General features: G+C 36.7%; 24 protein-coding genes and 1 tRNA gene. 13 read left to right on the forward strand and 12 right to left on the reverse strand.

What is annotated here, in order from left to right:
- Nucleotides 1-30 precede the first annotated feature (30 nt).
- The gene (locus ACFSQJ_RS05445; protein ID WP_377765938.1) at nt 31-2,223 is read right to left on the reverse strand and encodes a carboxy terminal-processing peptidase; all 2,193 of its coding nucleotides are present in this window, start codon (nt 2,221-2,223) and stop codon (nt 31-33) included.
- Nucleotides 2,224-2,419: 196 nt separating this feature from the next.
- Here ACFSQJ_RS05445 and surE point away from each other — a divergent pair, with 196 nt between their 5' ends.
- Genes surE through ACFSQJ_RS05470 form a run of 5 tightly spaced genes read left to right on the forward strand, consistent with a single transcriptional unit; the run spans nt 2,420 to nt 7,165 of the window.
- On the forward strand, nt 2,420-3,199 hold the full coding sequence (gene surE, locus ACFSQJ_RS05450; protein WP_377765939.1) for a 5'/3'-nucleotidase SurE: 780 nt from the start codon (nt 2,420-2,422) through the stop codon (nt 3,197-3,199).
- Nucleotides 3,192-3,473: a hypothetical protein gene (locus ACFSQJ_RS05455; RefSeq protein WP_377765940.1), complete on the forward strand. Its 282-nt coding sequence runs from the start codon at nt 3,192-3,194 to the stop codon at nt 3,471-3,473. Before surE ends, ACFSQJ_RS05455 begins: the two co-directional genes overlap by 8 nt.
- Before the next feature lies 1 nt (nt 3,474).
- Nucleotides 3,475-4,584 carry a lipid-A-disaccharide synthase gene (gene lpxB, locus ACFSQJ_RS05460; RefSeq protein WP_377765941.1) on the forward strand — a complete coding sequence of 370 codons (1,110 nt, stop codon included), beginning with the start codon at nt 3,475-3,477 and terminating at the stop codon, nt 4,582-4,584.
- A 32-nt stretch (nt 4,585-4,616) separates the two neighbouring features.
- Nucleotides 4,617-5,156: a C40 family peptidase gene (locus ACFSQJ_RS05465; protein ID WP_377765942.1), complete on the forward strand. Its 540-nt coding sequence runs from the start codon at nt 4,617-4,619 to the stop codon at nt 5,154-5,156.
- Nucleotides 5,156-7,165, forward strand: a complete 2,010-nt coding sequence (locus tag ACFSQJ_RS05470) for a ComEC/Rec2 family competence protein (protein WP_377765943.1) — start codon at nt 5,156-5,158, stop codon at nt 7,163-7,165. Before ACFSQJ_RS05465 ends, ACFSQJ_RS05470 begins: the two co-directional genes overlap by 1 nt.
- 5 nt (nt 7,166-7,170) lie before the next feature.
- Here the strand turns inward: ACFSQJ_RS05470 and ACFSQJ_RS05475 are convergent, their stop codons facing one another.
- Together ACFSQJ_RS05475 and ACFSQJ_RS05480 are read right to left on the reverse strand one after the other, a co-directional pair.
- Complete coding sequence (locus ACFSQJ_RS05475) at nt 7,171-8,700, reverse strand: peptide MFS transporter (protein WP_377765944.1); 1,530 nt, start codon at nt 8,698-8,700, stop codon at nt 7,171-7,173.
- 29 nt (nt 8,701-8,729) lie between these two features.
- The gene (locus ACFSQJ_RS05480) at nt 8,730-10,940 is read right to left on the reverse strand and encodes a S9 family peptidase (protein WP_377765945.1); all 2,211 of its coding nucleotides are present in this window, start codon (nt 10,938-10,940) and stop codon (nt 8,730-8,732) included.
- A 134-nt stretch (nt 10,941-11,074) separates the two neighbouring features.
- Here ACFSQJ_RS05480 and ACFSQJ_RS05485 point away from each other — a divergent pair, with 134 nt between their 5' ends.
- Together ACFSQJ_RS05485 and ACFSQJ_RS05490 are read left to right on the forward strand one after the other, a co-directional pair.
- Nucleotides 11,075-12,388, forward strand: coding sequence for a hydroxymethylglutaryl-CoA reductase, degradative (locus ACFSQJ_RS05485; protein WP_377765946.1), 1,314 nt, complete (start codon nt 11,075-11,077; stop codon nt 12,386-12,388).
- Entirely contained in the window at nt 12,388-13,296 is a 909-nt protein-coding gene (locus ACFSQJ_RS05490) for a GYDIA family GHMP kinase (protein ID WP_377765947.1), read from the forward strand. Before ACFSQJ_RS05485 ends, ACFSQJ_RS05490 begins: the two co-directional genes overlap by 1 nt.
- Nucleotides 13,297-13,355: 59 nt before the next feature.
- Here the strand turns inward: ACFSQJ_RS05490 and ACFSQJ_RS05495 are convergent, their stop codons facing one another.
- From ACFSQJ_RS05495 to ACFSQJ_RS05525, 7 genes are all read right to left on the reverse strand, one after another.
- Complete coding sequence (locus ACFSQJ_RS05495; RefSeq protein ID WP_377765948.1) at nt 13,356-15,473, reverse strand: peptidylprolyl isomerase; 2,118 nt, start codon at nt 15,471-15,473, stop codon at nt 13,356-13,358.
- Nucleotides 15,474-15,579: 106 nt separating this feature from the next.
- Nucleotides 15,580-16,872, reverse strand: a complete 1,293-nt coding sequence (locus tag ACFSQJ_RS05500) for a hemolysin family protein (RefSeq protein ID WP_377765949.1) — start codon at nt 16,870-16,872, stop codon at nt 15,580-15,582.
- 3 nt (nt 16,873-16,875) lie between these two features.
- Nucleotides 16,876-17,079, reverse strand: a complete 204-nt coding sequence (locus ACFSQJ_RS05505; RefSeq protein WP_377765950.1) for a hypothetical protein — start codon at nt 17,077-17,079, stop codon at nt 16,876-16,878.
- A gap of 1 nt (nt 17,080) precedes the next feature.
- Entirely contained in the window at nt 17,081-17,683 is a 603-nt protein-coding gene (gene lptC, locus ACFSQJ_RS05510) for an LPS export ABC transporter periplasmic protein LptC (RefSeq protein ID WP_377765951.1), read from the reverse strand.
- Nucleotides 17,684-17,686: 3 nt separating this feature from the next.
- Entirely contained in the window at nt 17,687-19,063 is a 1,377-nt protein-coding gene (locus ACFSQJ_RS05515; RefSeq protein ID WP_377765952.1) for a tetratricopeptide repeat protein, read from the reverse strand.
- A gap of 102 nt (nt 19,064-19,165) precedes the next feature.
- Nucleotides 19,166-20,416: a hypothetical protein gene (locus ACFSQJ_RS05520; RefSeq protein ID WP_377765953.1), complete on the reverse strand. Its 1,251-nt coding sequence runs from the start codon at nt 20,414-20,416 to the stop codon at nt 19,166-19,168.
- Nucleotides 20,417-21,142 carry a type III pantothenate kinase gene (locus ACFSQJ_RS05525; RefSeq protein WP_377765954.1) on the reverse strand — a complete coding sequence of 242 codons (726 nt, stop codon included), beginning with the start codon at nt 21,140-21,142 and terminating at the stop codon, nt 20,417-20,419.
- Between the two features lie 106 nt (nt 21,143-21,248).
- Between ACFSQJ_RS05525 and ACFSQJ_RS05530 the strand changes: the two genes are divergently transcribed.
- Nucleotides 21,249-21,321: transfer RNA gene (locus ACFSQJ_RS05530), tRNA-Phe, on the forward strand.
- A gap of 166 nt (nt 21,322-21,487) precedes the next feature.
- Entirely contained in the window at nt 21,488-21,715 is a 228-nt protein-coding gene (locus ACFSQJ_RS05535) for a hypothetical protein (protein WP_377765955.1), read from the forward strand.
- Between the two features lie 11 nt (nt 21,716-21,726).
- On the opposite strand, the gene ACFSQJ_RS05540 is transcribed toward ACFSQJ_RS05535, so the two are convergent.
- Together ACFSQJ_RS05540 and ACFSQJ_RS05545 are read right to left on the reverse strand one after the other, a co-directional pair.
- Nucleotides 21,727-22,170: a hypothetical protein gene (locus ACFSQJ_RS05540; protein WP_377765956.1), complete on the reverse strand. Its 444-nt coding sequence runs from the start codon at nt 22,168-22,170 to the stop codon at nt 21,727-21,729.
- Between the two features lie 230 nt (nt 22,171-22,400).
- On the reverse strand, nt 22,401-23,960 hold the full coding sequence (locus ACFSQJ_RS05545) for a glycoside hydrolase family 32 protein (RefSeq protein ID WP_377765957.1): 1,560 nt from the start codon (nt 23,958-23,960) through the stop codon (nt 22,401-22,403).
- 166 nt (nt 23,961-24,126) lie between these two features.
- On the opposite strand from ACFSQJ_RS05545, the gene ACFSQJ_RS05550 reads away from it, so the two are divergent.
- From ACFSQJ_RS05550 to ACFSQJ_RS05565, 4 genes are read left to right on the forward strand one after another with little or no spacing between them, the layout of a single operon-like run.
- Nucleotides 24,127-24,576: a rhodanese-like domain-containing protein gene (locus ACFSQJ_RS05550; RefSeq protein WP_377765958.1), complete on the forward strand. Its 450-nt coding sequence runs from the start codon at nt 24,127-24,129 to the stop codon at nt 24,574-24,576.
- Nucleotides 24,557-25,180, forward strand: coding sequence for a TIGR04282 family arsenosugar biosynthesis glycosyltransferase (locus ACFSQJ_RS05555; protein WP_377765959.1), 624 nt, complete (start codon nt 24,557-24,559; stop codon nt 25,178-25,180). The genes ACFSQJ_RS05550 and ACFSQJ_RS05555 overlap by 20 nt, the downstream gene beginning before the upstream one ends.
- Nucleotides 25,177-25,992 (forward strand): purine-nucleoside phosphorylase, encoded by an 816-nt coding sequence (locus tag ACFSQJ_RS05560; protein WP_377765960.1) that lies wholly within the window; start codon nt 25,177-25,179, stop codon nt 25,990-25,992. Before ACFSQJ_RS05555 ends, ACFSQJ_RS05560 begins: the two co-directional genes overlap by 4 nt.
- 53 nt (nt 25,993-26,045) lie before the next feature.
- On the forward strand, nt 26,046-26,753 hold the full coding sequence (locus ACFSQJ_RS05565; RefSeq protein ID WP_377765961.1) for a TIGR04283 family arsenosugar biosynthesis glycosyltransferase: 708 nt from the start codon (nt 26,046-26,048) through the stop codon (nt 26,751-26,753).
- Nucleotides 26,754-26,756 lie beyond the last annotated feature (3 nt).

A 26,756-nucleotide genomic window follows, 5' to 3' on the forward strand; every position in this document is an offset into this window, starting at 1 on the left:
CGGACTTAAAATATATTTTAGCTTTTAAACTTATCCTTTTACGGCAAGTTTTGAATTATTATGTTTTAACGCATTAAGTTTCAAGTCTTCAAGTACGTTAATAGCTTCTTCTACATACACATCTTTGGCCAAATCAATGTGCCATCTATCTCTTTTCTCTCTTAATATCGGGTCTTGAGTAAATAACTCTTGTTCATATTTTAAAGATTCGAATGTAAGTTTAGAATCATAATCCGTTAGCGACTTAAAGTAATTTGACCTTTGTCTGTTCTTTTCTTGAAGACCCTTATAACTGTCATAGTTCAACGAAACCGTAGTCTCATTTTGCTGGTCACGCAGCCATCTTGCATTTTCTTCAATCAATTTTATTTGAGGGTTACCTTCCATTCTTGCCTTGCTTCTTGCAATGGTTTCTTCGTAGTCAATGTAACCATCCCACACTTTATAATCAGCAGGAGATATCTTATCCCAACCTAATGGATTTTCTTGATCACGCTCACCCAAATCAATATAACTATATCTATCTGGTACAACAATATCACTCTTCACCCCTTCTAACTGGGTAGAGCCACCGTTAATACGATAGAATTTTTGTGTAGTAAGCTTAATGGCGCCTAAATCACCGTGCTCATTACTTCTTACAATATTGTCTAAAGGAATTACATTTTGAACGGTACCCTTACCAAAAGTTTGTTTGCTTCCGATAACGACCGCTCTTTTATAATCTTGCATCGCTGCTGCAAGAATTTCAGAGGCCGATGCAGAAAGTTCGTTTACTAGAATCACTAATGGGCCATCCCATTGAATTCGTTCATCTTTATCTTCATGAACTTCTTTTCCTTGACCAGAAGAACGTACTTGAACTATTGGGCCATCTTTAATAAAAAGACCTGCCATTTCAACCACGGTTTTCAATGAACCACCTCCGTTATCTCTTAAATCTAATATCAATCCCTCTGCTCCAGCTTGTTTTAAACGATCCACTTCTTTAGCTACATCTGAAGCCGCATTACGGTTGGTATAATCATCAAAATCAACATAGAATTTAGGTAGATTTATTAGGCCGAATTTGCGGTCATCTTTTATTACAGTGGCAGATTTTGCATAAGATTCTTCTAATTCGACAACGTCTCTGGTAATGGAAACCACATCGACCGTACCATCGACTTTACGAACGGTTAAATCGACCACGGTACCTTCAGGACCCTTTATCAGTTTAATGGCATCATCGATGCGCATTCCAGCAATATCGATAGGCTCCTCACCTGCTTGACCTACTTTTATAATCTCATCACCAACTTCAAGACTCTTTGCTCTCCATACGGGTCCTCCAGAAATAATTTCTACAACTTTTGCGCCATCTGGTTTCTTTTGTAAACGAGCTCCAATTCCTTCGAATTTGCCTGACATACTGATGTCAAACTTGTCTTTTTCATCAGGAGCAAAGTAAAATGTATGTGGGTCAAATTCGTCAACAATAGTATTTATGTATTGCACAAACCAATCTTTACGCTCAAGGTCATCTACAAAATCAAAAAACTCATCTAGAGTATTTTCAGTGGTTTCCCTTGATTTTTTTTCAACCTCCGCAACGGTCAAGTTTTTCAATTCGCTTTGCTCCTTTGGCAGTTCAACAGAGGTATCTACACTCACTAAATCTTCACTTTTACCGGTGCCCGCAGCAATCGCTTTGTCTCTAATTTTTATTTTATTGTCGAAAACGCTTAAAGAATTATATTTCAACTGCTTTCTCCAACGCTCTTTAAGCTCCTTTTTGTTCTTGGCAAATGGCTGATCTTTATAATCGATTGTAATTTCTTCGTTTGCATTAAAGTCAAAAGGTTTTTCTAGGACTTCTTTATAGATTCCCTTCGCGTCATCCATTCTTTTCATTAATCTCTGATATACAAGATTGAAAAAAGTAATATCGGTGTTCTTTATTTGATCATCAATCTGATACTTATACTGCTCAAATTCTTTGATATCGCTCTCTAAAAAGTACCGTTTGGTCGGATCTATAACATCAATAAAATCTTCGTAAATGTTTGCCGAAAAATTATCGTTGATATCCTTTGGTTCATAATGACCACGCTCTAAAACATAGGTAATGAGATCAAGTAATAACTTGTCTTTATCGTTTGTTTCAAAAGATTTATTGGTAAAGCTACAGGAAGCAACGGCAATTAAAATTATTAGAAAGCCAAATGCAAAATTCTTCTTCATATTATAGTTTTTGGGACTGTAGTTAACTGATACTAAACAAAAGCGCTAAGCTTCAGTCTTAATTTTTATCGATATTAATTCCCTAAGATACTGAAAAAATCATGCCAGTTTTTTAGCTAGCTTTTAATTTTTTGTTAAACACCAAGATTATCATATCCTATTTAAAAACGTATTTTTACGTCATTAATTATATCCCATGAAAAAACCTTTGATTCTGGTCACAAACGATGATGGAATCACGGCTCCCGGGTTGCGAGCTCTTGTGAAGTTTATGAGTACCATTGGTGAGGTTGTTGTGGTCGCTCCTGACAGTCCACAATCGGGTATGGGGCATGCGATAACCATAGACAATACTTTATATTCAAAAAAGGTGAAATTGAGCGATGAAAAAGATGCTCCCATAGAGTATAGCTGTAGTGGAACACCTGCGGACTGCGTAAAATTAGGGCTTCAGGAAATTTTGGATAGAAGACCCGATATCGTTGTCAGTGGCATTAATCATGGTTCAAATTCGTCGATAAATGTAATTTATTCGGGTACGATGAGTGCCGCAATCGAGGCGGGCATTGAAGGTATACCTGCAATCGGGTTTTCGCTCTGTGATTATTCTTGGAATGCCAATTTTTCAGGAGTTGGCGAGATTGCCAAAAAAATTGTCTCAGAAGCCTTGAAGAATGGCATGCCCAAAGGAACGGTTTTAAACGTTAACATCCCAAAAACTGATGGCGCTAAGCCAAAAGGCGTAAAAGTCTGTAGGCAAGCCAAAGCCAATTGGAAAGAAAAATTCGATAAACGCTCAAGCCCCGCAGGAAAGGAATATTATTGGCTTACTGGTGAATTTGAATTATTGGATAAAGGAGAAGATACCGATGTGCACGCCTTAAACAATGGTTTTGTATCTATCGTTCCCACCCAATTCGACTTAACCGCGCATCACGCTATTCAGAATATAAATAATTGGAATTTAAATGAATAAAAAAGAAGTCTTAATAGGTTTTGTTGTTGGAATTATTGCTAATACGATTGGAACATTACTTTACATACTCCTTTTCTCTGATTTTGGTATTGAAGAAACTTTTAAGGCAGCAATAGCCCAAGAACATATTGGAAGTTTATTGGCTTTAGGCGCTATTCTAAATTTAGTTGCTTTTTTCGGTTTTTTAAGACTAAAACGGGATTATAGGGCAAGAGGTGTGATGATTGCAACCATCTTAACAGCTATGATAATCTTATATTACAAGGTTTTCTAAAATGAAATATTACATTATCGCCGGTGAGGCATCAGGTGACCTTCACGGGTCAAACTTGATAAAAGCCTTAAAAGAAAAAGACACGGCAGCAACCGTTCGTTGTTGGGGGGGCGACTTAATGCAAAAGGCCGGAGGTGATTTGGCAAAACACTACAAGGAAATGGCCTTTATGGGATTTATAGAGGTCATAAAAAACATACCCGCCATTTTTAAAAATATAAAATTTTGCAAAGAGGATATTTCAAGATTTCAACCTGATGTTATTGTTTTTATTGATTTTTCCGGTTTTAATCTTCGCATAGCAAAATGGGCGAAACAACAGAATTTTAAAACAAATTATTATATATCACCTCAAATCTGGGCCTCTCGTGAAAGCAGGATTCATAAAATTAAAAGGGATATCGATAAGATGTATGTTATTCTTCCTTTCGAAAAGGCCTTTTACAAAAAGCATAATTATGAGGTAGAATTTGTTGGCCATCCTTTACTTGACGCTATTTCCAATAGTCCGATAGATAAAGAAAGTGAGTTTAGAACAAAAAACAAGTTACATTCTACCAAGCCTATAATCGCACTACTTCCTGGGAGCAGAAAACAAGAAGTACAAAAAATGTTAGCGTTAATGCTTTCGGTCGTTAGCGATTTTGATGGGTACCAGTTTGTAATTGCTGGCGCACCAAGTCTTGATGATTCTTTTTACGCGTCATTTTTAAAGCGTGAAAGTATTGGTTTTGTATCCAATAAAACCTATTCACTTTTAAAACACTCACATGCAGCTCTAGTGACTAGCGGCACCGCAACCTTAGAAACCGCACTATTTAAAATACCCCAAGTCGTATGCTATAAAGGAAGCTGGATTTCTTATCAAATAGCCAAACGAATCATTACTTTAAAATATATTTCTTTGGTGAATTTAATCATGGATAAAGAGGCTGTAAAAGAATTGATTCAGAAAGATTTAACCACTAAGAATCTTAAAAAAGAACTACATAAAATTATCGGTGGTGCTCATCGCGAAAAGATGCTTGAAGACTATAGTATTTTAGAGCAAAAACTTGGTGGAAAAGGGGCAAGTGAAAAAGCCGCCGCTTTAATTATAGAAAATGTTTAATTTTATGCACCAAGAAGAAACTTAGTTCTTGGATGTATAAAAAAATCCTCATTTTAGGTATTGCCATTTTGCTATCGGGTTGTTTTGCAAAGAAAAAGACAAGCTATAGCAAAACGCACACTGTTACCGTTGAGTCTTCAGATACTACAAAAATTCTTAAAAAAACGAGGGCGAAAGTCGAAGAGAACCGAGAAGCTGATAAGGTTATTGCTTCGGCGATGGCATTCAGCGGTGTACGTTATAAATACGGTGGAACGACCAAAAAAGGCATGGACTGTTCTGGTCTTATTTATGTCGCACTGCAGGAAAATGATATTGTTTTCCCTAGAATATCGCATCAAATGGCAAACGAAGGAAAAAAAATTCGCGTTGATGAAGTGCAGAAGGGAGATTTGTTATTTTTTAAGACCCGCAAGAACAGTAAAAGAATCAACCATGTTGGTTTAGTAGTAGCCATTGATGATGACGAAATTAAATTTATACACTCCTCAAGTTCAAGAGGAGTTATTGTCTCTTCCTTAAGAGAAGGGTTTTGGAATTCTGCCTTTATAAAGGCCACTCGAATTTTATAATGCGTCAATTTAATTTTATTTCGGTCAAACTTACAATCGCTTTGATTTTAGGTATCATTTTTGGGTTCTATGCTGAACCCAAACTTCATTTTGTTCTTACTGCCCTAACTATTTTAATAGTAGTATTAGCCATTACTTTTAAAAAACAGCAAAGGGATGGATTCCCTTTCTTTGGGCTTATAGCTTCTTTTACCGTTGTGGCCTTGGGAGTATCTATAGTCGCGATATCAAATCCGAAAAACGGTAAAAGTCATTTTTTACATCAGCTTAAGACCGACAAAAATGTTTGGGTCATAAAGGTCGATGAAATACTAAAACCATCGCCCTTTTCTAAAAGATATATTGTAAAGGCAAAAAACCTAAATGAAAATAAGGTAACAGGAAAATTAGTTTTACGAATTGCATCCGACAGCTTAGGCCATTCGTTACAAGTAGATGATGAGCTTCTTGTATATGCTAATGCAGAAACCGTGCCTGGGCCATTAAATCCAAATCAATTTGATTATCAAGGATTTTTAAAGAAGAAACAGATCTATCATCAATTAAATATAACAGAAAGCCAATTTTTATTGCAATCCAATTCCCAAAAAACGCTATTTGGTTATGCATCGTCCATAAGATTTTCTCTAATAGAAAAACTTAAAAAAGAGAACTTTGGTGAAGAGGAAAGGGCCATTATCCAAGCACTACTATTAGGGCAACGAAATGATATTTCTGAAGACACCTACAATAACTATAAAAACGCTGGGGCCGTTCATATTTTGGCTGTTTCAGGGCTACATATCGGTATTCTTCTATTACTACTGCAATTTATCTTAAAACCCTTAGAATTCTTAGCCCATGGCAAGATCATCAAGCTAATCGCAATAATGGTTTTTCTTTGGGGTTTTGCCTTTATTGCCGGCTTATCTGCTTCAATAGTTCGTGCGGTAACCATGTTCTCTTTTATCGCTTATGCCCTATTTTTAAACAGGCCAACAAATACCTTTAATATTGTTGCGCTATCCATGTTCTTTATTTTGCTCGTGGAACCCTTATTTCTTTTTCAGGTCGGATTTCAGATGAGCTACGCTGCTGTAATCACAATCGTTTGGATTTATCCAAAACTACAGCGGTTTTGGCATCCTGAAAATAGGAGTCTAAGAAAGGTATGGCAACTGCTCTCGGTAAGCATTGCTGCTCAATTAGGCGTTTTACCATTAAGCCTATTTTACTTTCATCAATTTCCAGCACTCTTCTTTGTTTCCAATCTTGTTGTAATTCCGTTTTTAGGACTCATTCTTGGTACTGGAATTTGTGTTTTAATCTTAGCTAGTCTAAATATTCTACCAGAGTTCGTTGCAACATTCTACAATTTTTTAATTGGATCTATGAATTCGGTAATCGAGTTTGTAGCTGCACAAGAAGCTTTCGTTTTTCGTGATATTCCTTTTGACAGTATTCAATTGCTCTTATCCTATAGCATAGTGGTCTTTTTTGTAATTTTTCTTTCCAGACCTAAGTTCAAAAACCTTGTTTTTGTTTTGGTCGGTTTGATTATTTTTCAAGCTTGGGTAGTTTTAAAAAATGTAGAAAGCGCTTCAAAGGAAGAATTAATTCTTACCCATGAAATTGCGAACACAACATTACTAAAGCAGAAAGGCAAGCATTTACAGGTTTTTGGCAAACCCACTCAACTTTCAAAACAGCTAGTGAGCGACTATAAAACGGCCGAACGCATTGATACTATAAGTAGTTATTCGCTACAGAACAGTTTTTCAATTGAGAACTCAAAAATATATGTAATGGATAGTCTTGGAATTTACCCACGAACCGAATTAGACCATCTAGTATTAACCCAATCTCCAAAAATAAATCTTGAACGCCTGCTAGATAGCATCAAGGTTAAAAACGTAATAGTCGACGGAAGCAATTACAAAAGCTACATTAATCGTTGGAGAGCTACTTGCCAAAAACAAAAACTCCCTTTTCACTATACAGGCGAAAAGGGAGCTTATTATTTTAAATAGTTTTTTTAATGCACGTTGCCCATTAACCTTTTAATTAAAGGTGACGCTAGCAGTACTATTAATCCTGCTCCAATGGAATATTTTGCTATCAACATAAATCCGTCTGTATACACCGTTAAGGTATCAAAACCACCAACGTTCGCATCGGTGCTTTCTATAGCTAATTGTTTGCCTATAAAACCAACCACCTGAAATGCAAAGGCAGAAGACAAAAACCAAACCCCCATCATGAACGCAACGATACGTTTTGGAGATAAATCAGTGATTTTTGATAAACCAACTGGAGACATAAACAATTCACCGACCGAAAGTAAAAAGTACATTAAAAGTAGGTAGGCGAACGGTACCAATCCGTTATCATTTGCGCTAGCACCGCTAATTGCCAACACATAAAAACTAATACCCGCAAACAGAAGTCCAAGTCCAAATTTATAAGGTGTTCTAGGATTTTTACCAGTCTTTGACAACCATGTCCACATCATGGATATTGGAATAGCTAGAATAATAATCCACATAGAGTTTAAGGAATTCGTTTGTGCCGCTGTCATAATACCATCTAGGGCAACGTTTCGTGAAGCAAACAATGTTATTACACTACCCGAAAGTTCATGAAAGCCCCAAAAAATAGTCATGAAAAAGGTAATCAGTACAGCAACAAAAAGCTTCTTTCGTTCATCTAAGGTAGCCTTGAACATGATGTATGCTATGTAGCCGAGAACTGCTATGCCAATAAATTTAAAAATAACATTTACTATATTCTGATCTGCGAAAAAGCCATCGGTCGCAACTGCTTTATAAGAAGATAATAAATATGCAATGAAAGGTGCTGAAAGTACAGCCAACGCCGGAACTAAAATTCCTTGTTTGATACCTGCAAAGGTTTTGTTGATACTTCCATTTTCTGGTGGTAATCCTCTATCACCAAAAACCCCTTTTTTTATTCCGCTCCAGAAAAATATAAGTCCAGTTAACATGCCTATTCCAGCAAGTCCGAAACCGTAATGCCAACCGTAGGTTGCAGCTAACCAACCACATAGTAATGGTGCAACCCAGCCGCCAATATTAATACCCATATAAAAAATGGTGAAACCCGAATCTTTTTTAGGGTCACCTTTCTCATAAAGTGTTCCAACGAAAGTAGAAATATTGGGCTTAAAAAAACCATTTCCTACTATGATAAATGAAAGTGCCAAAAAGAAAGCAATATCATTTTCTATTGCCAATACAAAGTGCCCAACAGACATTAAAATTCCCCCAAGAAAAATAGAGTTTCGCATTCCTAGAATAGAATCCGATATTTTTCCTCCTATTACTGTAGAGGCATAAACTAATGAGCCATAAGAAGCATAAACGGCGGCAGTAGCATAATCACGTTCTGCCAAGGCCTCAAAGATTACATTGACCATGTATAAGGTAAGCAGCGCACGCATACCATAGAAACTAAATCGCTCCCATAACTCGGCAAAAAACAGATAAAATAATCCTTGCGGGTGGCCTAGTATTTGTTTTTCGCTTGGTTTAATGACTTCTGACATATTAATTTGGTTTGGTTACTATTCTTTTATTATCCTTTTATCTCTTCAGACTTAATTGTTTTATCTGTTTTAGGTCTATCGCGCAGGTTCTTATGGGCGAATTCCGTCATTTTTTTATACAAATGGTTTCTTGTGTTCCCTCCAAAAATACCATGATTTCTATCTGGGTAGATGGCCCATTCAAAATCTTTATCAGCCTGAATCAATGCTTCTATCATTCGCATGGAGTTTTGAACATGTACATTATCATCACCAGAACCGTGGACTAATAAATAGTCTCCTTTCAACATTTCTGGATAATTAAAAGGGGAATTATCATCGTAACCACTAGCATTTTCTTGCGGTGTCTGCATGTAACGCTCCGTGTAGATGGTATCGTAAAAACGCCAGCTGGTGACAGGTGCAACGGCAATTGCCATTTCAAAGGTTTCACTTCCTTTTAGTAATGCATTGGTAGACATAAAACCTCCATAGCTCCAACCCCATATTCCGGTTCTGTCGGCATCTATGTAGGGTAATTCACTTAATTTGTCGGCAGCGGCAATTTGATCTTCCACTTCAAGTTTACCTAATTCTAGTTGTGTTACTTTTTTGAAATCTCTTCCTTTTAAACCTGTTCCTCTTCCATCTACGCAGGCAATAATATAACCCTCAGATGCCAACATTTGATACCAGTAATCGTTAGCACCATTCCAACGGTTTGCAACAGATTGTGAGCCTGGTCCGCTATATTGATACATAAGCAGCGGATACTCTTTATTGGCATCAAAGTCTGTTGGTTTGATCATCCACATATTTAAATCGTTTCCATTTATCGAAATAGTAGAAAACTCTTTAGGACTGATTTCATACGCTGCCAACTTAGACTTTAAAGCTGTATTATCTTTAATTTCTTTTACTTTTTTACCATCAATAGCCTTGTGCAGCGTATATTTAAAAGGGGTATTGGCGTTAGAAAAGGTATTTATAAAGTACGTATAGTCAGCACTAAAAGCAGCTGAATTTGTGCCTTCGGCATTCGACAATCTTTTCTTGTTTTTACCTGAACTTGAGATACTGTAAACATCTCTATTAATCGAGCCATTTTCTACTGATTGGTAGTAGATTCTATCATTATTTTGATCATAACCATAATAATTGGTTACCTCCCATGGGCCTTTGGTGACTTGATTCATTAATTTACCATCTTCATCATGCAAATAGATATGATTGTAACCATCTCTTTCACTTGTCCAGATGAAGCTATCATCGGCCAAAAAAGTTAGGTTATCGTGAATGTCGACATAGGCGTCATCTTTTTCTTCCAATAAAATAGAAACCGTATTGTCTTTTGCATTGACCTCATGTAGTTTTAAATGGTCTTGATGGCGGTTTATGGTCTGCACACTCAGATAGTTCGGGTTGTTCATCCATTTAATTCTTGGAATATAATAAGCCTCTCCCAAATCAATCGTAGAAGTAATTGCTTTTTTCACATCGTACATATGCAAACTTACGACGGCATTATCCTCTCCAGCTTTTGGGTATTTAAATTGATTTTGGGTCTGATATAAATTAGCACCATAAACATCCATCGAAAAGTTAGGTACGTTGGTCTCGTCAAATCGTAGAAAAGCAATTTTAGTGCCATCGCTGTTCCATTCATAGGCCTGTACAAATGCAAATTCTTCTTCATATACCCAATCAGTTATACCATTTATGATACTACCTTTTTTACCATCTGTGGTAATTGGCTTAACCGTATTGGATTTTAAGTCGCGCACATAAATATTGTTTTCAAAAACGTAGGCCACTTTTGAGCCGTCTGGTGAGAGTTCGGGCTCTTGAATTTTTTGTTCGGCTATTTTAGTTAAAGATTTACTGGCCAGGTCATATATATAATAAACGCCAAGTCTGGAACGCCTAAAAATGGGCTCAACCTCCGTTGCTAAAATTAGTTTTGATTCATCCTTATTGAACTGATATGAACTAAAAGGAGGTATTTCTTCTGAAGATGAAACAATAGTACCTACCTTTTGTTGGGTTTTATAATCATACTTATCAATGCTTCTGGTCCCCGTGCTTCTATCGAAATTGAGCACAGTATACTCCGTTCCGCTTTTCATAGAACGAAGCACGTCAAGGCCTTCTGTTCTAAAGGTTCCACCCCAAATTTCTTCTAAAGAAATTTTCTTTTTTTGAGCAATAGAAATATTGGTAAAGAGTATAGAAATAAAGAACAGGCAACTTAGTTTTCTCATGTTTGTGAAAAATTGATTAAAAACTATCAAGTTTACTAATAATTTATCGAAAAAGTAAACTTTGAATCACAATTGTGTATCAAGAATCAGACCGCAATAGGCTAATCTATTATCTTTGAAATTTAACTTTTACTATGCAAACTCCAGTAGCGGGATTTTCAAGATTTACCAAAGCCGAAAAAATTGATTGGGTAGCCAAAAATTATACCGACAATTCTGAAGAAACAAAAGCACTATTAGCATCATATTGGAATACTGATACCAAACTTCAACAACTGCATGATGAGTTTATAGAAAATACATTATCGAACTATTACCTACCCTTTTCCGTTGCCCCCAACTTTTTAATCAATAACAGACTCTATACCGTTCCTATGGTTATTGAAGAAAGTTCTGTTGTGGCTGCGGCAAGTAAAGCTGCTAAATTTTGGCTAGAAAGAGGAGGGTTTAAGGCTACAATTTTAGGTACGGAAAAAGTGGGCCAAGTTCATTTTATGTATCATGGAGAACCTTCTAAACTGAAGTCTTTTTTTAAGGATAACAGGTCCGTTTTTTTTGAAGAAGCAAAGAGCATTACTCGAAGTATGAAAAAGCGCGGTGGTGGTATCACCAGTATTGAACTACGCGACCTCACACATAAACTTGATGGTTACTACCAACTGCACTGCACTTTCGAGACCTTGGACGCCATGGGCGCAAATTTCATTAATTCATGCCTCGAACAGTTTGCCAAAACATTGGAAGCACTGACAAGTGGTTCAAGTATTTTTTCTGAGGAAGAAGATGCCATAGAAATTGTAATGAGTATTTTGAGCAATTATGTACCTAATTGCGTAGTAAGAGCTGAAGTCAGCTGCCCTATTACAGCGCAAGGTGATAGTAGTTCAGTCTCTAAAAAGTTTGCCGAAAAATTGATGCAGGCGGTGACTATCGCAAAGACAGAGCCCTATAGGGCAGTTACCCACAATAAAGGCGTTATGAACGGTATCGATGCAGTTATTTTAGCTACTGGGAATGATTTTAGAGCAGTTGAAGCGGGTGTTCATGCATACGCCTCAAAAGATGGTAGTTATTCAAGTCTAACGCATGCCGAAATAGAGGAAGAAACTTTTAGATTTTGGATTGATGTACCATTAGCGCTCGGTACGGTAGGAGGTCTAACCTCTTTACATCCTATGGTAAAAATAGCCTTGCAAATATTGCAAAAACCGACAGCGAAAGAATTGATGCAAGTAGTTGCCGTTGCCGGGCTAGCACAAAACTTTGCAGCCCTGCGCTCTTTAGTAACTACGGGTATTCAAAAAGGGCACATGAAAATGCATCTCATGAATATTCTAAATCAATTGGGTGCCGATAAAACCGAAAAAACAACACTCATAGACTATTTTAAAGATAAAACGGTCAGTAACGCTTCGGTCAAGGAAGCCTTGGAAGATATGCGCAACTAATGCAACAAGAGTTTTACAGTAACGGTAAATTATTGCTTTCTGGTGAATATGCCATATTAGATGGGGCCAAAGGACTTGCCGTACCTACAAAATTTGGTCAATCGTTACAGGTAAGTCCAACCCAAGACGATAGTATTCATTGGAAAAGTATTGCCTTAGACGCAAAAGTCTGGTTTTCGTGTCAGTTTAACCCGTATGATTTAAAGCTTATAAAGAGTTCAGATAATCTCATAGCGAATACCCTTCAAAAAATCTTAGTAGCGGCTAGAAATAGCAATCCTGAATTTTTAAATACCCCTAATGGTTTTGAGGTTGTTACCAAGCTCGATTTTCCAAGGGAATGGGGACTGGGAACTTCGTCGACCTTACTTAATAATATTGCAATGTGGGCTCAGGTGGACGCGCACGAGTTACTTTGGAATTCTTTTGGTGGAAGTGGCTATGATATTTCATGTGCACAACACAACAGCCCTTTAGTATATCACATAGAAAAGGGGGTGCCAAAAACAGAATTGGTCACCTTTAACCCAGCATTCACTAAGTCCATTTTCTTTGTCTACCTCAACCAAAAACAAAGCAGCAAAAAGGCGATCGCGAATTACCGAACCAAACAATTTAACAAGCAAGACCTAATCAATTCTATTGATGTGCTCACCTCAAAAATGCTTTCTGCCAATAAATTGTCAGCTTTTGAAGTTTCGGTACAGGCACACGAAGAGTTATTATCAAAAATATTAGGGCTTACCCCAATTAAAGAACAGCTTTTTCCCGATTATTTCGGAACAGTAAAAAGTTTAGGTGGATGGGGAGGTGATTTCGTCATGGTCACCGGAAACAAAAAAACCCCTGAATATTTTAAATCCAAGGGTTTTGATATTGTCATTCCTTTTACGGAAATGGTTCTTTAGTGTTGTATTTATCCTAGTACAGACTCAAGACGACAATACAACACCTTAGCAAGTCAATTTTAATAAAAGGTTGCTCTTTTGTCTTCAATTTCAGCGCCTTCTTTTAAGGCATTGTAAACCGCACTATTCACACGATTTGCATTTGAAGTACTTAATGTTTTGGCGTAGGTACTAAAGTTCTGAATTTCTGCCGCCGGAGTTTTCTTGGTTACTTTCACCATAAATACCCCTGTCTCACCTTTTAATAAGCTAGATGAAGCCCCTTCATCTAAGGCGAAAGCACTACCCACTACAAATGGCTCTCTACCCGCCCCAGGAATTGTTGGAGACTTCATTGTTAGTGCAGAAGCGGTAGAAACCTTTACATTGTTCGCAGACGCCAGATCTTCTAGTGATTTTCCTTTGTTAGCTGCAATGATTTGCTCAGCTTTGCGCTCTTTTCTAATTTTTGGCAGTGCAGTTGCAGAAGCATCTTCTGAACTCATTACACCTTCTTTATACTTTTTAGTAAGCTGCACAACGGCATAGCCGTTTGTTAAATCAAATCTTTTAATGGCCCCTACTTTGGTATCGTCATTAAAAGCCCACTGTACAACAGCTCGTTGCGAACCCAGACCTGGCAGGTTTTCATCCATCTCTTTAATCTTGTTCACCGGTCTTACGGTAAACTCACTTTCTTTGGCGATATCAGAAAAATCATTCGCATCGGCATCTATAGAGGCCATTTCGAATTTCGTTGCTTCGGTAAATAAAGTATTTATGGTTTCTTCAGAAGATTCTACCTCTCTAGATAGGGTGGCAACCTTAACAATATCTACCTTATCATCTACCCTAATCACATGGAAACCAAAATCAGTTTCTACAAGACCAACTTTACCTACAGCATTTGCAAAACAGAAATCATTAAATTCATCAGCCATAATTCCTTCTTGAAAATAACCTAAGTCCCCTCCTCTTGGTGCCGAAGGACCGTCAGAATTATCTCTTGCCAAGTTTGCAAAAACAGCATCTTCTTTCTGAGCTTCGACTAAAATCTTTTTAGCTTCTGCTTCTGCCTCTTCTTTTGTTCTTTTTATCTCTGGGTTAGCCCTAGTAGCACCTTCATATGTGAAAAGAATATGACTCGCTTTAACAGAACCATTAGGCTTTCTTTCCATCATTTTAGATAACTTAAAGAAATCTCCGTCACGATATGGTCCATAAATTTCACCTACTTTTAAACTCATTATTGAATCTGCTGCGACCGCAGGCAGGTCTTTTTTAGCTTTAAAAATAGTATCGTATTTAGAATCAGAGTTGCGATCCAAGAACGCGGCCATATCGGTGGCGTTTCTAAAACCTGCAATAGTATCGTTCTGGTCTGTAGATTGATTATATTCTACAGTATCGTCCAACAAGGCTACAAGACCATCTTTAACGGCATTCTCATCTTCAAGAGAAGGTTTCTCTTCAAAGAATACAAAACGCACGTCTCTTGCCTTATCTTGCTTGTAATCTTCTTTATGCTCTTTTACATAAGCTTCTATTTCTTTTTTAGAAACCTGAATGGTACTATCGGCAATTGAAGAATAAGGCACTCGAACGTATTGTAGGTCTACCTTGTTGTTCGTTAGATTGTAATCGAACTCTCCCTCATTCAAGGTTGCGCCAGCACCCGCCTTGACTAAATTAAAATATAATTGCTCCTTGGCCGCTTGCATAATATTCTTCTCGTCTTGTAACCAAGCATCGTAACGTAATGGATCGTTTACCTTCCAATCTGCAATAGCGCTTTTGAAAATCTCTGCATTAAAGATTCCGTTTTCATCTTGAAAATCAGGAATCTGTGCATATCCTGAAGTTTTTACAAACTCTACAATCTGATCGCTTTCGATCGTAATACCTAAATCCTCGAACTGCTGATTCAGTAGTGCACTTCTTATCTCTTGGTCATACACTGTATTTACCAATTGGGTAGATGAAAAATTAGCTCCATATCTTCTAGAAGCCTGCTCTACCTTCTGTCGGAATTCATCAATGGATAAATCTTCTCCATTGACCTCGGCCACCGAAGAACCTATTTTAGCACCACTATCATTTCCTGTAAAGATTCCTGATATTACAAATGCGAACAATGCAAGACCTATAATTAAAATAAGTACCGTAGTTCGTTTTCTTATATTCCCTAGAATTGCCATCTTACCGCGTGTTTTCTTTCAAATTAGTGCGCGAAAATACCATTTTCTTTTCAAAAAAGAAAGCTAAAAAATAGTTGATAAATGCTTTGGTAATAACAGTTACAAATTATTGCTCCGGTTCTGAAACATGAACACTGACCAAATCTATTTTGGTATTAGATACTTCAAGAATTTTAAAAAGGAAGTTTTCCACTTTTATTTCTGAATTCAGCTCAGGTATCTCACCTGTTTCGTTCATGATAAGTCCGCCTAAAGTTTCATATTCATCACTCTCTGGCAATTCTAACTTATAGTTCTCATTGATATGGTCTACCTCCATCCGTGCCGAAAATTTATAGGTAGATTCATCGAGCTGCTCTTCAATTAAATCAGTGGTATCATGTTCATCCTCTATCTCACCAAATAGCTCCTCTACAATATCTTCGACAGTCATAATACCCGACGTACCGCCATACTCATCAAGCACTACGGCAATACTCTTTCTGCGTTTGGTAAGTACGTTCAATATCTCATGAATTAGCATGGTTTCGGGAACAAACTCTACCGGAAGCAGAATGCTCTTTATCGTTTTAGGCTTTTTAAACAGCTCGTAAGAATGCACATAGCCAATGATTTCATCTATGGAATCTTTGTAGACGATAATCTTTGAATATCCGGTTTCCGTGAATAGTTTTGTCAAATTCTTTGGCGTTTCGTGAAGCTCCACCCCCATAATCTCTGTTCTTGGCACCATTACTTCTCTTGCCTTGACCTCAGAGAACTCTAATGCATTCTGAAAAAGCTGGATTTCTGAATCGATATCATCCTCTTCTTCTACAGACTCCATCTGTTCTGTAATATAATCGCCCAGCTCTAATTTGGTAAATGCCAACTGCACTTCGTCGCCATCGGTTCTAAAAAAAGTTTTTAAAATAAAGTCGGAAACTTTTATAACAAACCATGAAATCGGATAAAAAAACAAATAAAATACATACCCAGGTACCGCAAGTATCTTAAGTAAGGTATTTGAATATATCTGAAACAATACCTTGGGTAAAAACTCAGCCGTTACTAAAATAACAAGGGTTGAAATAACCGTTTGGGTCAAGAGGTTAAAATCTATAAAAAGGAGATTTATAAGATTAGAAGTCGACGGAAGAAAATTCTGAAACCATGCCATTAATATATCGCCCATAAAAAACCCATAAACCACAAGAGCAATATTATTGCCAATTAACATGGTAGCAATAAATTTAGATGGTTTTTTGGTCAGCCAAGTTAATAGCTTGGCAAGAAAACCTTCTTGCTTTTTCTCTATTTCGATATGAATTCTGTTCGCAGAAATAAACGCAATTTCCATTCCTGAGAAAAAAGCGGAAAACAGCAAAGAAACTATAATAATTAGTATAGAGGCACTCAAAATTTATTCTTGATTTTCACGCTTTCGTGCTTCGAACTTTTTACGGTAGTTTCTTCTAAAAAAGAACATTGCTAAAGAAATCACAGCAAAAAAGACAAATAAATATGCTGAGTTTTTGTCCGTATTCCAATCCGTAAAAATTCGATATATCGAGAAAAAAGCTACTACGATATAAAGATATTCGGTATATCTTAAAATCTTGACCATATTAATCTTCTTCTGAAATGGTCATAAGACCATATGTTTTATGAGCGTTAAAAAAAGTAAAATCCCTATTAAAATCCATACCTTCGCCGTCCATAATAGTTCCATCTTCCGGATTGGTATATTTAAAGGTCTCTTCGGTAAAAATCCAATTATCAGACCTATCCCAATATAACTGGGGCGTTTCGAGTTTTTTGCCGTCATGGCTCTCGATGACCACATTACCTTGTAAATCTATCAAATTTGTGCTAGAATAAACAATTCCGTAATCTGCAGTAATGACACTTTTTTTATTGTCTTCATCATAAAAATCTACTTGCAGACCGTCTGGAAAAATGCGGTGCTTAAAACTAAGATTATCGTAATTTTTAGTTAGAGGGCTTTTTAGAACCGCAATTATTCTAGTTTCAGATGAATCTTGATTACTTAATTCTTTAACGGCCTCAGTGTAGGTTAAAGTGAAGTTTTTAGCCACGCCTTCAGGAAAAATATTGGTTGCCGCCTCTTCGCCTACCCTTTTATAATTATCTTGACATGCCGTAAAAAGGATTGCCACGGTTAAAACCGTGGCAATTAAACCTATTCTATTTTTTAAGGTGTATAACACTCCTTATAAGTTAGGCACTTTTACACTACCACCAACCCAGCAGTTGAAAGTTACTGTTTTGCCTCCCATACCTGAGTTGAATATCATTGTCTTGTCCGGTGCTTTAGCGTTATAAGATGCCGCAGCTTGGTTTGCCCTACCACTTAAAGATGGGTCTACCCTTGCTGCTTTTCTAGCCATATCCGCAGCTTTCCAATAAATCGCTCTTTTTTCGAAAGCCGTTGTTCCGCAAGCATTGGCACTAGAGGCGTATAAACCTGCAATTAGTAAATATGCCTTACCATTAGATGGGTTTTCATTTATAGCTTTTTGAGCATAGTTTCTTGCCTGCGATTTACTACCTCTCTTTTTCATCATTGTAGCAACTTTATAAAGGATGTCCGATTTTCTATTACTATCAGATTCCAATTCCACAGCTTTATTAAAATCTGCAACCGCTCCATTAGAATCTCCAGACTTAGACTTCAAAACGCCAGAGTAAAAATAGGCATCTGCCGAAGGGTCCATTGCAAGTTGCTGCTCAAACAATTTTTGGAACATTGGGTCATCTGTACATTCTTTGGCGTACATTCTACCTACGGCTCTTTTCACCCATTTAATATCACTTTTCTTAGCATCAAAATTCTTTTGGTATAAAGGAATTAAGTTATTACAATCTGCCAAAGCACCTAATTTACTATCGATACTGCCAGAAACTTTACCTAACAACTCAGAGTTACGAGAATAAATTCCTAAGTTCTTTTTTTCCTTGGCAGTCAACGCCGTACCAACTTCTTCTTTTTGAAGGTACTTGTTAATATTACTTGTATACCCTTTGTTAATAACCTCCATTTGACCAGTTACATCATCATATACATCAAAAACCTCTTGTAAATCTTTGCTTCCGGCATTATGCAAATTCACTAAGCTAGAAAAATAGATATATAACACCTTAGCGTTTTTAAAACCTTTTAAGTTTGAGTCGAACTGAGGCTTGATCATGTCGTAGAACTGCTGATCAGATGCCAAATCTTCATCACTTTTGAAAACCACCTTGTCCTCTAGAACGGCTATTTCTGAATATTTAGCAGGAAAATATTTGTTGCTATCGTCGTACATCTTTAACAAATCTTGGATGTAACCATCCTTGTCCGCCCCTGAAGAGTTCTTAATCTTATGCTTTAAGATTTTTTCTCCTAAAGAAAAGTTTGCCTTATTGATATCAGGGCAAGCCTCATACGTCTTTTTCCAAGGCTCGTAAGCTGCATCATAATTTCTAACTTTTGCATGCTCTGCATAAATAGACAGATTTGTCATGCATTCTGGATTTTGTGCTTGAGCCATACTTAATCCTATCGACATAAGTATCGCTATCATCGTTAAGTAGAGTTTCGTCTTCATTTTTGTATTTTTAAAGTGGTTAATGTACAAATTTTTATAAAATGTTTCTCTTAACTAACTGTTTATCAAACATAAATTATTGAATTAAGAAAAAACACCGTGTTAGTTTATCTTTCTTTTAATGAACCATTTGTCATTTAATGAAAGTCCTACGTTTACTTTAAAGTAACTTTCTTCAATTAGACCGGCATCAGTAGTACCTCTTCTGCCAAGTTCAAAACCTAGATTCAAATTAGAAAAATTGTTTCCTAACGGTAGACCAAATCCAAAAGTTATGCCAAAGTTGTTTATCTCTTTATTATTAACTACCATACCGGTTTGATCATAGCGCAATCCGGCTCTGTAGGTTATTCTCTTAAAGTAACTGGTAAAAGAATCATAATCAGGAACAAAGTAGCCACCAAATGCTATACTACTTGCATCATCATACTGTATATTTTCGATTCTTAAAAAGGTGTTCTCAAAAGAACTTAATTGCTGAAAACTATATTCGGCACCCATGAACCATTTGCGTTCTTCGCCAAACCCAAGACCTAAAGTTGTATTGGTAGGTATCTTTAATTCTGTATTTCTTAGGTTTTGTGCATCTAAATCTACATCTATGACTTCAATCTCTTGCCCGTTAGTCGTTGAAAAAGACCCAATGATTTCGGTATTTTTAGACACAAGGTTTACTTGGGTGTTAACCCCGGCATGGGCAAAAAAAGTATATTTTTCCCCCACCTTTTTCATGTAATTGGCTGCGTAGTTAAAATCAAAGCCATTTACTTTAGATTCTCTATTATCAATAGTACCAAACTGAACGCTTTCGACAGTTTGCAAACGGTCATAATCTAACTTACCGAAATTGTAATTTATAGTTGCCCCTAGGCTGAGATTTTTAATTGGCTCAAAGCCAATAGAAAGGTATACCCTATTTAATCCGCCTTCACCAGAAAATATATTTGTAGTTTCACCGCTAACCGAAGTAAGGTTATAACCTACCGAAGAATAGGGCATTAATCCGAAACCAAGACCTACCTTATTCGCTATTGGAAAACCAATGGCCAAATAATCTAAATTGGTAACCGAAGTGTTCTGTTGTTCTGTAAAATCTTTTAAACGTAAGGTGTTATTAGAAATACCGGCGGTATATGTTGTTAAAGCCAGTCTCGAATATGCTGCCGGATTGCGTAAATTAATGTGAATACTGTCTGAATACATTTGCAAACCGCCCATCATCTGGTTTTCTACGGTTCCGTTTGAGCGGGAGTCTCCAATACCAAAGTACGAATAGGGAGAAACTGTACCATTCTGCGCATATATACTAAAAGAGATTAGGCATGCACAAGAAATCAAAAAATTCTTAATCATCTAGCTTTTATTGTATTCCAGCAGGTAATTTAACCCCTCCAACAGAAATTTAGAATTCGCAAATATGGAATTTTTTAGCCGTTTACCAAAAAAATGAGCGTCACCGCCTGTTAAAATAACTGTTAAATCTTTAAAGCGCAGTTTATATTGTTCGATTACACCATCTACTTCGTTTGTCAATCCATTAATTACACCGCTTTGCATGCTACTTTCCGTAGTATTTCCAACAAAATCTAGCAGTTCATTTGGCTCTAATAATGGCAAGCCATCTGTCTGGTTGTGCAGCGCCTTATATCGCATGGCCAACCCCGGGGAAATTGCACCACCTAGGTATTCACCATAATCATTAATCATATCATAGGTAATACAAGTACCAGCATCTATAACCAAGGTGTTTTTTCGAGGGTTTTTGTAAAAAGCGGCGGTTACCAGGGCTATTCTATCAACACCCAATGTTTGTGGCGTTGCATAACTATTTTTAAATGGTGTTTTTGAGGTATGGGCCAATACATGAACCTTACAAAACAGTGCAAGAATAGCAGGCTCTTTATCAAGTTTTCTGACCGATGAAATAATGGCATTTTCAATTTTTGGAAAAGCCTCAAACATTTCTTTAATCTTTGAAAGAAAAATTACTGAGGTTATTTTCTCATCGATTATCAATTTTTGATTCTCAAAAATGGCGAGCTTTATGCGCGTGTTTCCAATATCTACGACCAGATTCATATTACAAAGATGCCTATTTGTAAAAAAATGGAAGTGTTTTTTAAAGTTTTTGTTTGGATATCATAAATTTGAAATTATATTTGCAGCCCCTTACAAAGGGCAGAAAGGTACCTTAGCTCAGTTGGTAGAGCAACGGACTGAAAATCCGTGTGTCCCTGGTTCGATTCCTGGAGGTACCACAAAAAACCCCGAAGTTTTCGGGGTTTTTTGTTTAATAAGGTCTCGTTTTGATATGTTTTAAAACTCTTAAAGTTTTTATAAATATTAAATACTGATGATTCTATTGATACAAAATATGGTAACCTTACTTTTTTTTTATAGATTACCGCATAATTTTACATAAAAATGACCAAAGAATTACTTGAGAAGGCAGATGAGTTTGAGAATAGAACATTAAGTCACATGTCTACTAGTGACCGTGTAGCTGCATCTAGAGAAGCAAAAGCACTTATACTTTCTATCAACGAAATATATAAAGAGACCAAAGACTCCAACTTAATGGATATCATGAAGCGTCTTACAGAAAAAAAGAAGAAAATTGAAAAACGATTAAAAGGCAATCCGCTTGCTTAATACCTAAGTCTTCACTTTTTATTTTTATAGAACTTACCTCCAACAACAAGGGCGGCAGAAATTATCATTACATTTTTAACTATGTATTGACCTTCTAGTGTAGGCAACAAATAGTTTCCTTTTTGAAAGGTTATTTCTGGCAGAAATACTAGGGGCATAAAAGTGCCGACCATTTGAAGAAATAACAATCCTATTGCGATTTTTGTAGTTTGCTTAAATAGAAATGTAATTCCGATAAGCATTTCCCACCAACCTATAATGCTCAACCATTGTTGTGGCCCACCAAAAGGAAGCCATGCCACAGTTGCCTTAAGTAAAGGCTCTGCCGAAGAAAGACCCAATGGTTTTAATATGCCAAACCAAAAAAATAGTATCGCAAAAGATAAGCGTATGGCAGGCATCCCCAGCTTTCGCATATTTTTAGAGATATTTCGATCTACAGTCTTAAAGTCCATTCACAACTTATTTACTACCATCTATAAAATACTACCTACAGGCTATATAGTTGTTCTATTTTAAGGCTAATTTATTAATAATTTAGACCTATCGACAACCATAGATAAACACAAAACTTCAATCAAATGAACACTGTAGAAGAAAAATTGGGTTATGCTTTTTGGTATCTAGTTTTAGCAAGTTCGCTTGTTTTGCTTGCCAATAGTCTTTACCTATACATTAACTAGCCTTAATCCCAAATTGATGACATTTTAGCTATGCTAAGGTCTTTTAAACTAAGCCCTGCCATGGCATTGGTATTTTTAATATACAAATCTGTATAATTTTCATTAGGAAAAAGCTGCTCAGTCATAACATACTGCCCTCCATTTATAAACAACTCCATCGAAGATCGGTCCATTAGAATTTGAACTTCAAATTGTGAAGCCGGTAAATTATTTATTGGCATATAGTGAAGTTTATTCCCAAACTCTGGCTGAAAATCCGTTTTACCTGACTTTGTCCTATCAATAATTACCAATTCAGAAGCTGAATCGAACTTTATTGAAACAGACTCTCCAGCTTTATTTCCCAATTTTATCTTGAAATCTTTAGAATCTGTTTTGAAAGTGATTTTTGTTTCGTTTAAATTATCATATATCAGCTTCTTCTCTTCATTTGATGCGATATTTAAAGTTTCCTTGTTTGTTTTTTGCATCAATGTACTTAAACTTTCCAATGGATAATTTTGTAAGGTATACGACTCATTGTGCTTTTTAAGGCTTAATCTTCTAGGAACGGTCATAGCACTTCGCCATGTTGTTGTTGGAGTAGATAAGGCGTACTGCCAATTGCTCATCCATCCAACAAAAATTCTATCATCATTAAGACTATTATTATAGGTGACACCAGCATAATTATCGGTTCCCCAATCGAGCCACTTAAACTCTGTCTGTTCTGAAGTAAATGTTGTTCCATCAAAATCGCCTACAAAATATTGTGTGCCGCTACCACCGTTTGGTCCTCCGGAGCCAATGCTAATAATAAGCACCCACTTTTCTTCGTCCGTTCCCTCAACTTTTAGTTTAAATAAATCTGGGCATTCCCATACTCCTCCGTGCGCACCTTGGTTTTTTCCAAAATCGCTTATATAATTCCATTCTTTTAAATTCTTCGACCTGTAAAACTTTGCATGATCACCTGCAACTAAGGCCATTACCCAACTTTGTGTCTCATGATGCCAAGAAACTTTAGGGTCCCTGAAATCTTTAATTCCATTATTCTCAATTACCGGATTTCCGTTATATTTTATCCAGCTCTCTCCATTATCCAAACTATAAGCTATTCCTTGTGTTTGAAAATCCTTTCGTCCCGCTTTCTCGCCTTCCATTAAATGGTAGGTATAAATGGCAACTAATGGGGTTTCACCCTCTTTGCCAAAACCACTGGTATTGTTGTTATCAACAACAGCACTTCCAGAGAATATTAGACCATGCCTATCAGGGTATAACGCTATCGGCTTATTTTCCCATGTGACCATATCTTTGCTAGTGGCATGACCCCAGTGCATTGGACCCCAAACAGTCGCATCAGGATAATATTGATAAAACAAATGATATACCCCATCATTATATACCAGTCCATTTGGGTCGTTCATCCATTTTTCAGGCGGAGAAAAATGAAATTGCGGCCGGTAAGTTTCTTTATAACTTAACTTACTTTCTGCAACACCAATTTCTTCTTGCTTTTTTGCATTCTTGCAGCTAAAAATAACCGTGCCAATTAGCAATAAATAGGCAAATTTCTTCATCTTTACTTCGTATTTTGTCCAAGCAATATAATCATTAAAGCAAAAACAGTTCTTTTAATACTTTATCTTTGCCATTGAATTTTACCGCGTGCGACCAACTGTTCACATACTCTTTTTTTTCTTTTTTTGTGTTGAAGTTTTTTCTCAAAAATCCATTGATCAAACTTTGGGAAAATTCAATAGAAATACGGTCACCTATATTTCTGTAGATGAATTAAAGTCTTTAAAAGAAGTAGCCCTTTTAGACACTAGAAAGAAAGAAGAGTACATCATCAGCAAAATTGAAAATGCTATCTGGGTAGGGCATAAAAAGTTTAGAATAGATTCCGTACAAAAAATTATCCCTAATAAAAATACACCGATAATAGTTTACTGTTCTATTGGCGTACGTTCTGAAAACATTGGTGAAAAATTACTACAGGCCGGTTACTCAAATGTCAAGAACCTTTATGGTGGAATCTTTGAATGGAAAAATAAAGGAAATCCGGTATTTGACAATCAAAATAACCAAACGGAAAAAGTACATGCATTTAGTAAGCATTGGGGCAAATTATTGACCAATGCCGAAAAAATTTATTCAACCAAATCTAAAAACCTTGAAGAAAACTTCAGATAACCTTCTACTTATTTTTACTAGAAACCCTGAACTGGGCAAATGTAAAACCCGATTGGCATCAACCGTCGGAAACGAAGTAGCCTTAGATATCTACAAATTCTTACTTGAGCATACGGTAGCAATTACCAAAGACTTGAATTTTGACAAATACGTTTATTATTCCGAAGAAGTCTGGGAAGATGATGTTTGGGATTCCAAAATATTTACAAAAAAACTACAACAAGGTATCGACCTCGGAGCTCGCATGGCAAGCGCTTTTGAACAGGCATTCAGTGGCGGATACAAGAAAATATGCATCATAGGCAGTGATATGTTCGACCTTTCGCAAAAAGACCTTGAAAATGCTTTTGCCGAACTTGACACTCATGATTTTGTAATCGGACCGGCGGAAGATGGTGGCTATTACTTATTGGGCATGAAGACTTTAGAGCCTAAATTATTTCAAGATAAAGCGTGGGGCACTGGTAATGTTTTAAAACATACCTTACTCGATTTGCAAGAGCGAAGCTTCAACACCTTGGATACCAGAAATGATGTTGACCTTTATGAAGACATTCAAAATATTGATGCCTTTCAACCTTTTTTAAAAAATCTAAAAAAATGACTCAAAAACAACTAGACGAATCAGTAGCACATTTAAAAACCAAAGGTTTTGATACCCCAGAGATCGGTATCGTATTGGGCACAGGCCTCGGGCAACTTGTTAATGAGATAGAAAACCCGATAGAGGCACATTACAATCATATCCCCTACTTTCCACTTGCCACCGTAGAATTTCATACCGGGAAATTGATCTATGGAACTATTGGCACTAAAAAAGTAGTAGTCATGCAGGGCCGTTTTCACTTGTATGAAGGTTACGATTTTTCGGATGTGACCTATCCTATCAGAGTAATGCGGCAGTTAGGAATTGATAAACTTTTTGTTTCTAATGCGGCGGGAGCGATAAATCTAAATTTTAAGAAAGGTGATATTATGCTTATTGAAGATCATATTAATCTTCAAGGTGGTTCACCTTTGGCCTTTAAGAACGTTGCCGAGTTCGGAGACCGTTTTGTGGATATGATGGAACCTTATGATATTGGCATGCGTAAAAAAATTGAAAAAATTGCGGAGCGCGAATCCATTTCATTACAAAAAGGCGTTTATGCCTCGGTTGTTGGCCCACAATTAGAGACAAAGGCGGAGTATCGAATGTTAAAAATAATAGGTGCAGATGCGGTAGGTATGAGTACGGTGCCCGAAATTATCGTCGCCAATCATTTACGCTTGCCAGTAGTTGCGGTTTCTGTATTGACCGATGAGTGTGACCCAGATAATCTGCAGCCTGTGAATATTCAAGAGATTATCGAAATTGCAGGAAATACAGAGCCAAAAATGATTAAGCTCTTTAAAGAATTGCTGAAAGAAATTTAGATTATTGCTGTAAGTTTTGGTAATTCTTTACTACCTAAAATGGGTAACTATATATGATGACCAAGGTTAAAGAACCCAAAATAAGTATCATAATACCTGTTCTAAATGAGGCTGCTGGAATTGGCAGATTGCTTGACCATATTCTGGGCATAAATTCAAAATACATTTCTGAAATCTCCTTAATTGATGGTGGTAGTGCCGACGGCACTTTAGATATTTTAAAAGATTATAATATCAAGGTTTTTTCATCTAAGAGGGGGCGGGCAGCGCAAATGAATTTTGGTGCAAAAAAAGCTTCGGGCGATATCTTATATTTTCTTCATGCCGATACTTTTCCTCCAGATGATTTTGACAGATTAATAGTTGACGCATATAAAAGCGGTGCTGAAACTGGGTGTTTTAGAATGCAATTTGACTCCAAAAATCCCATTCTTAAATTTTTTGCTTGGTTATCTCGCATAAACCATACGTTATGTCGAGGCGGTGATCAGTCTTTGTTTATAGATAGATTACTTTTTGAAAAACAAGGAGGTTTTAATGAAAACTACCTCATTTATGAAGATAGCGAGTTTATTTCTAGGCTCTATAAAGAAACACGTTTTACCATTTTACCGCAAAGCGTGATTACATCCGCAAGAAAGTACCGCCAAAAAGGATGGATACGAGTGCAGTTTCATTTTGGAGTAATTCATTTAAAAAATTACTTAGGCGCAGGCCCTAATGAGCTGTATCGCTACTATGCCCAAAACTTACTGTCTTAGATT

The sequence above is a fragment of the Croceitalea marina genome, assembly GCF_042684265.1.
Taxonomy (GTDB): domain Bacteria; phylum Bacteroidota; class Bacteroidia; order Flavobacteriales; family Flavobacteriaceae; genus Croceitalea; species Croceitalea marina.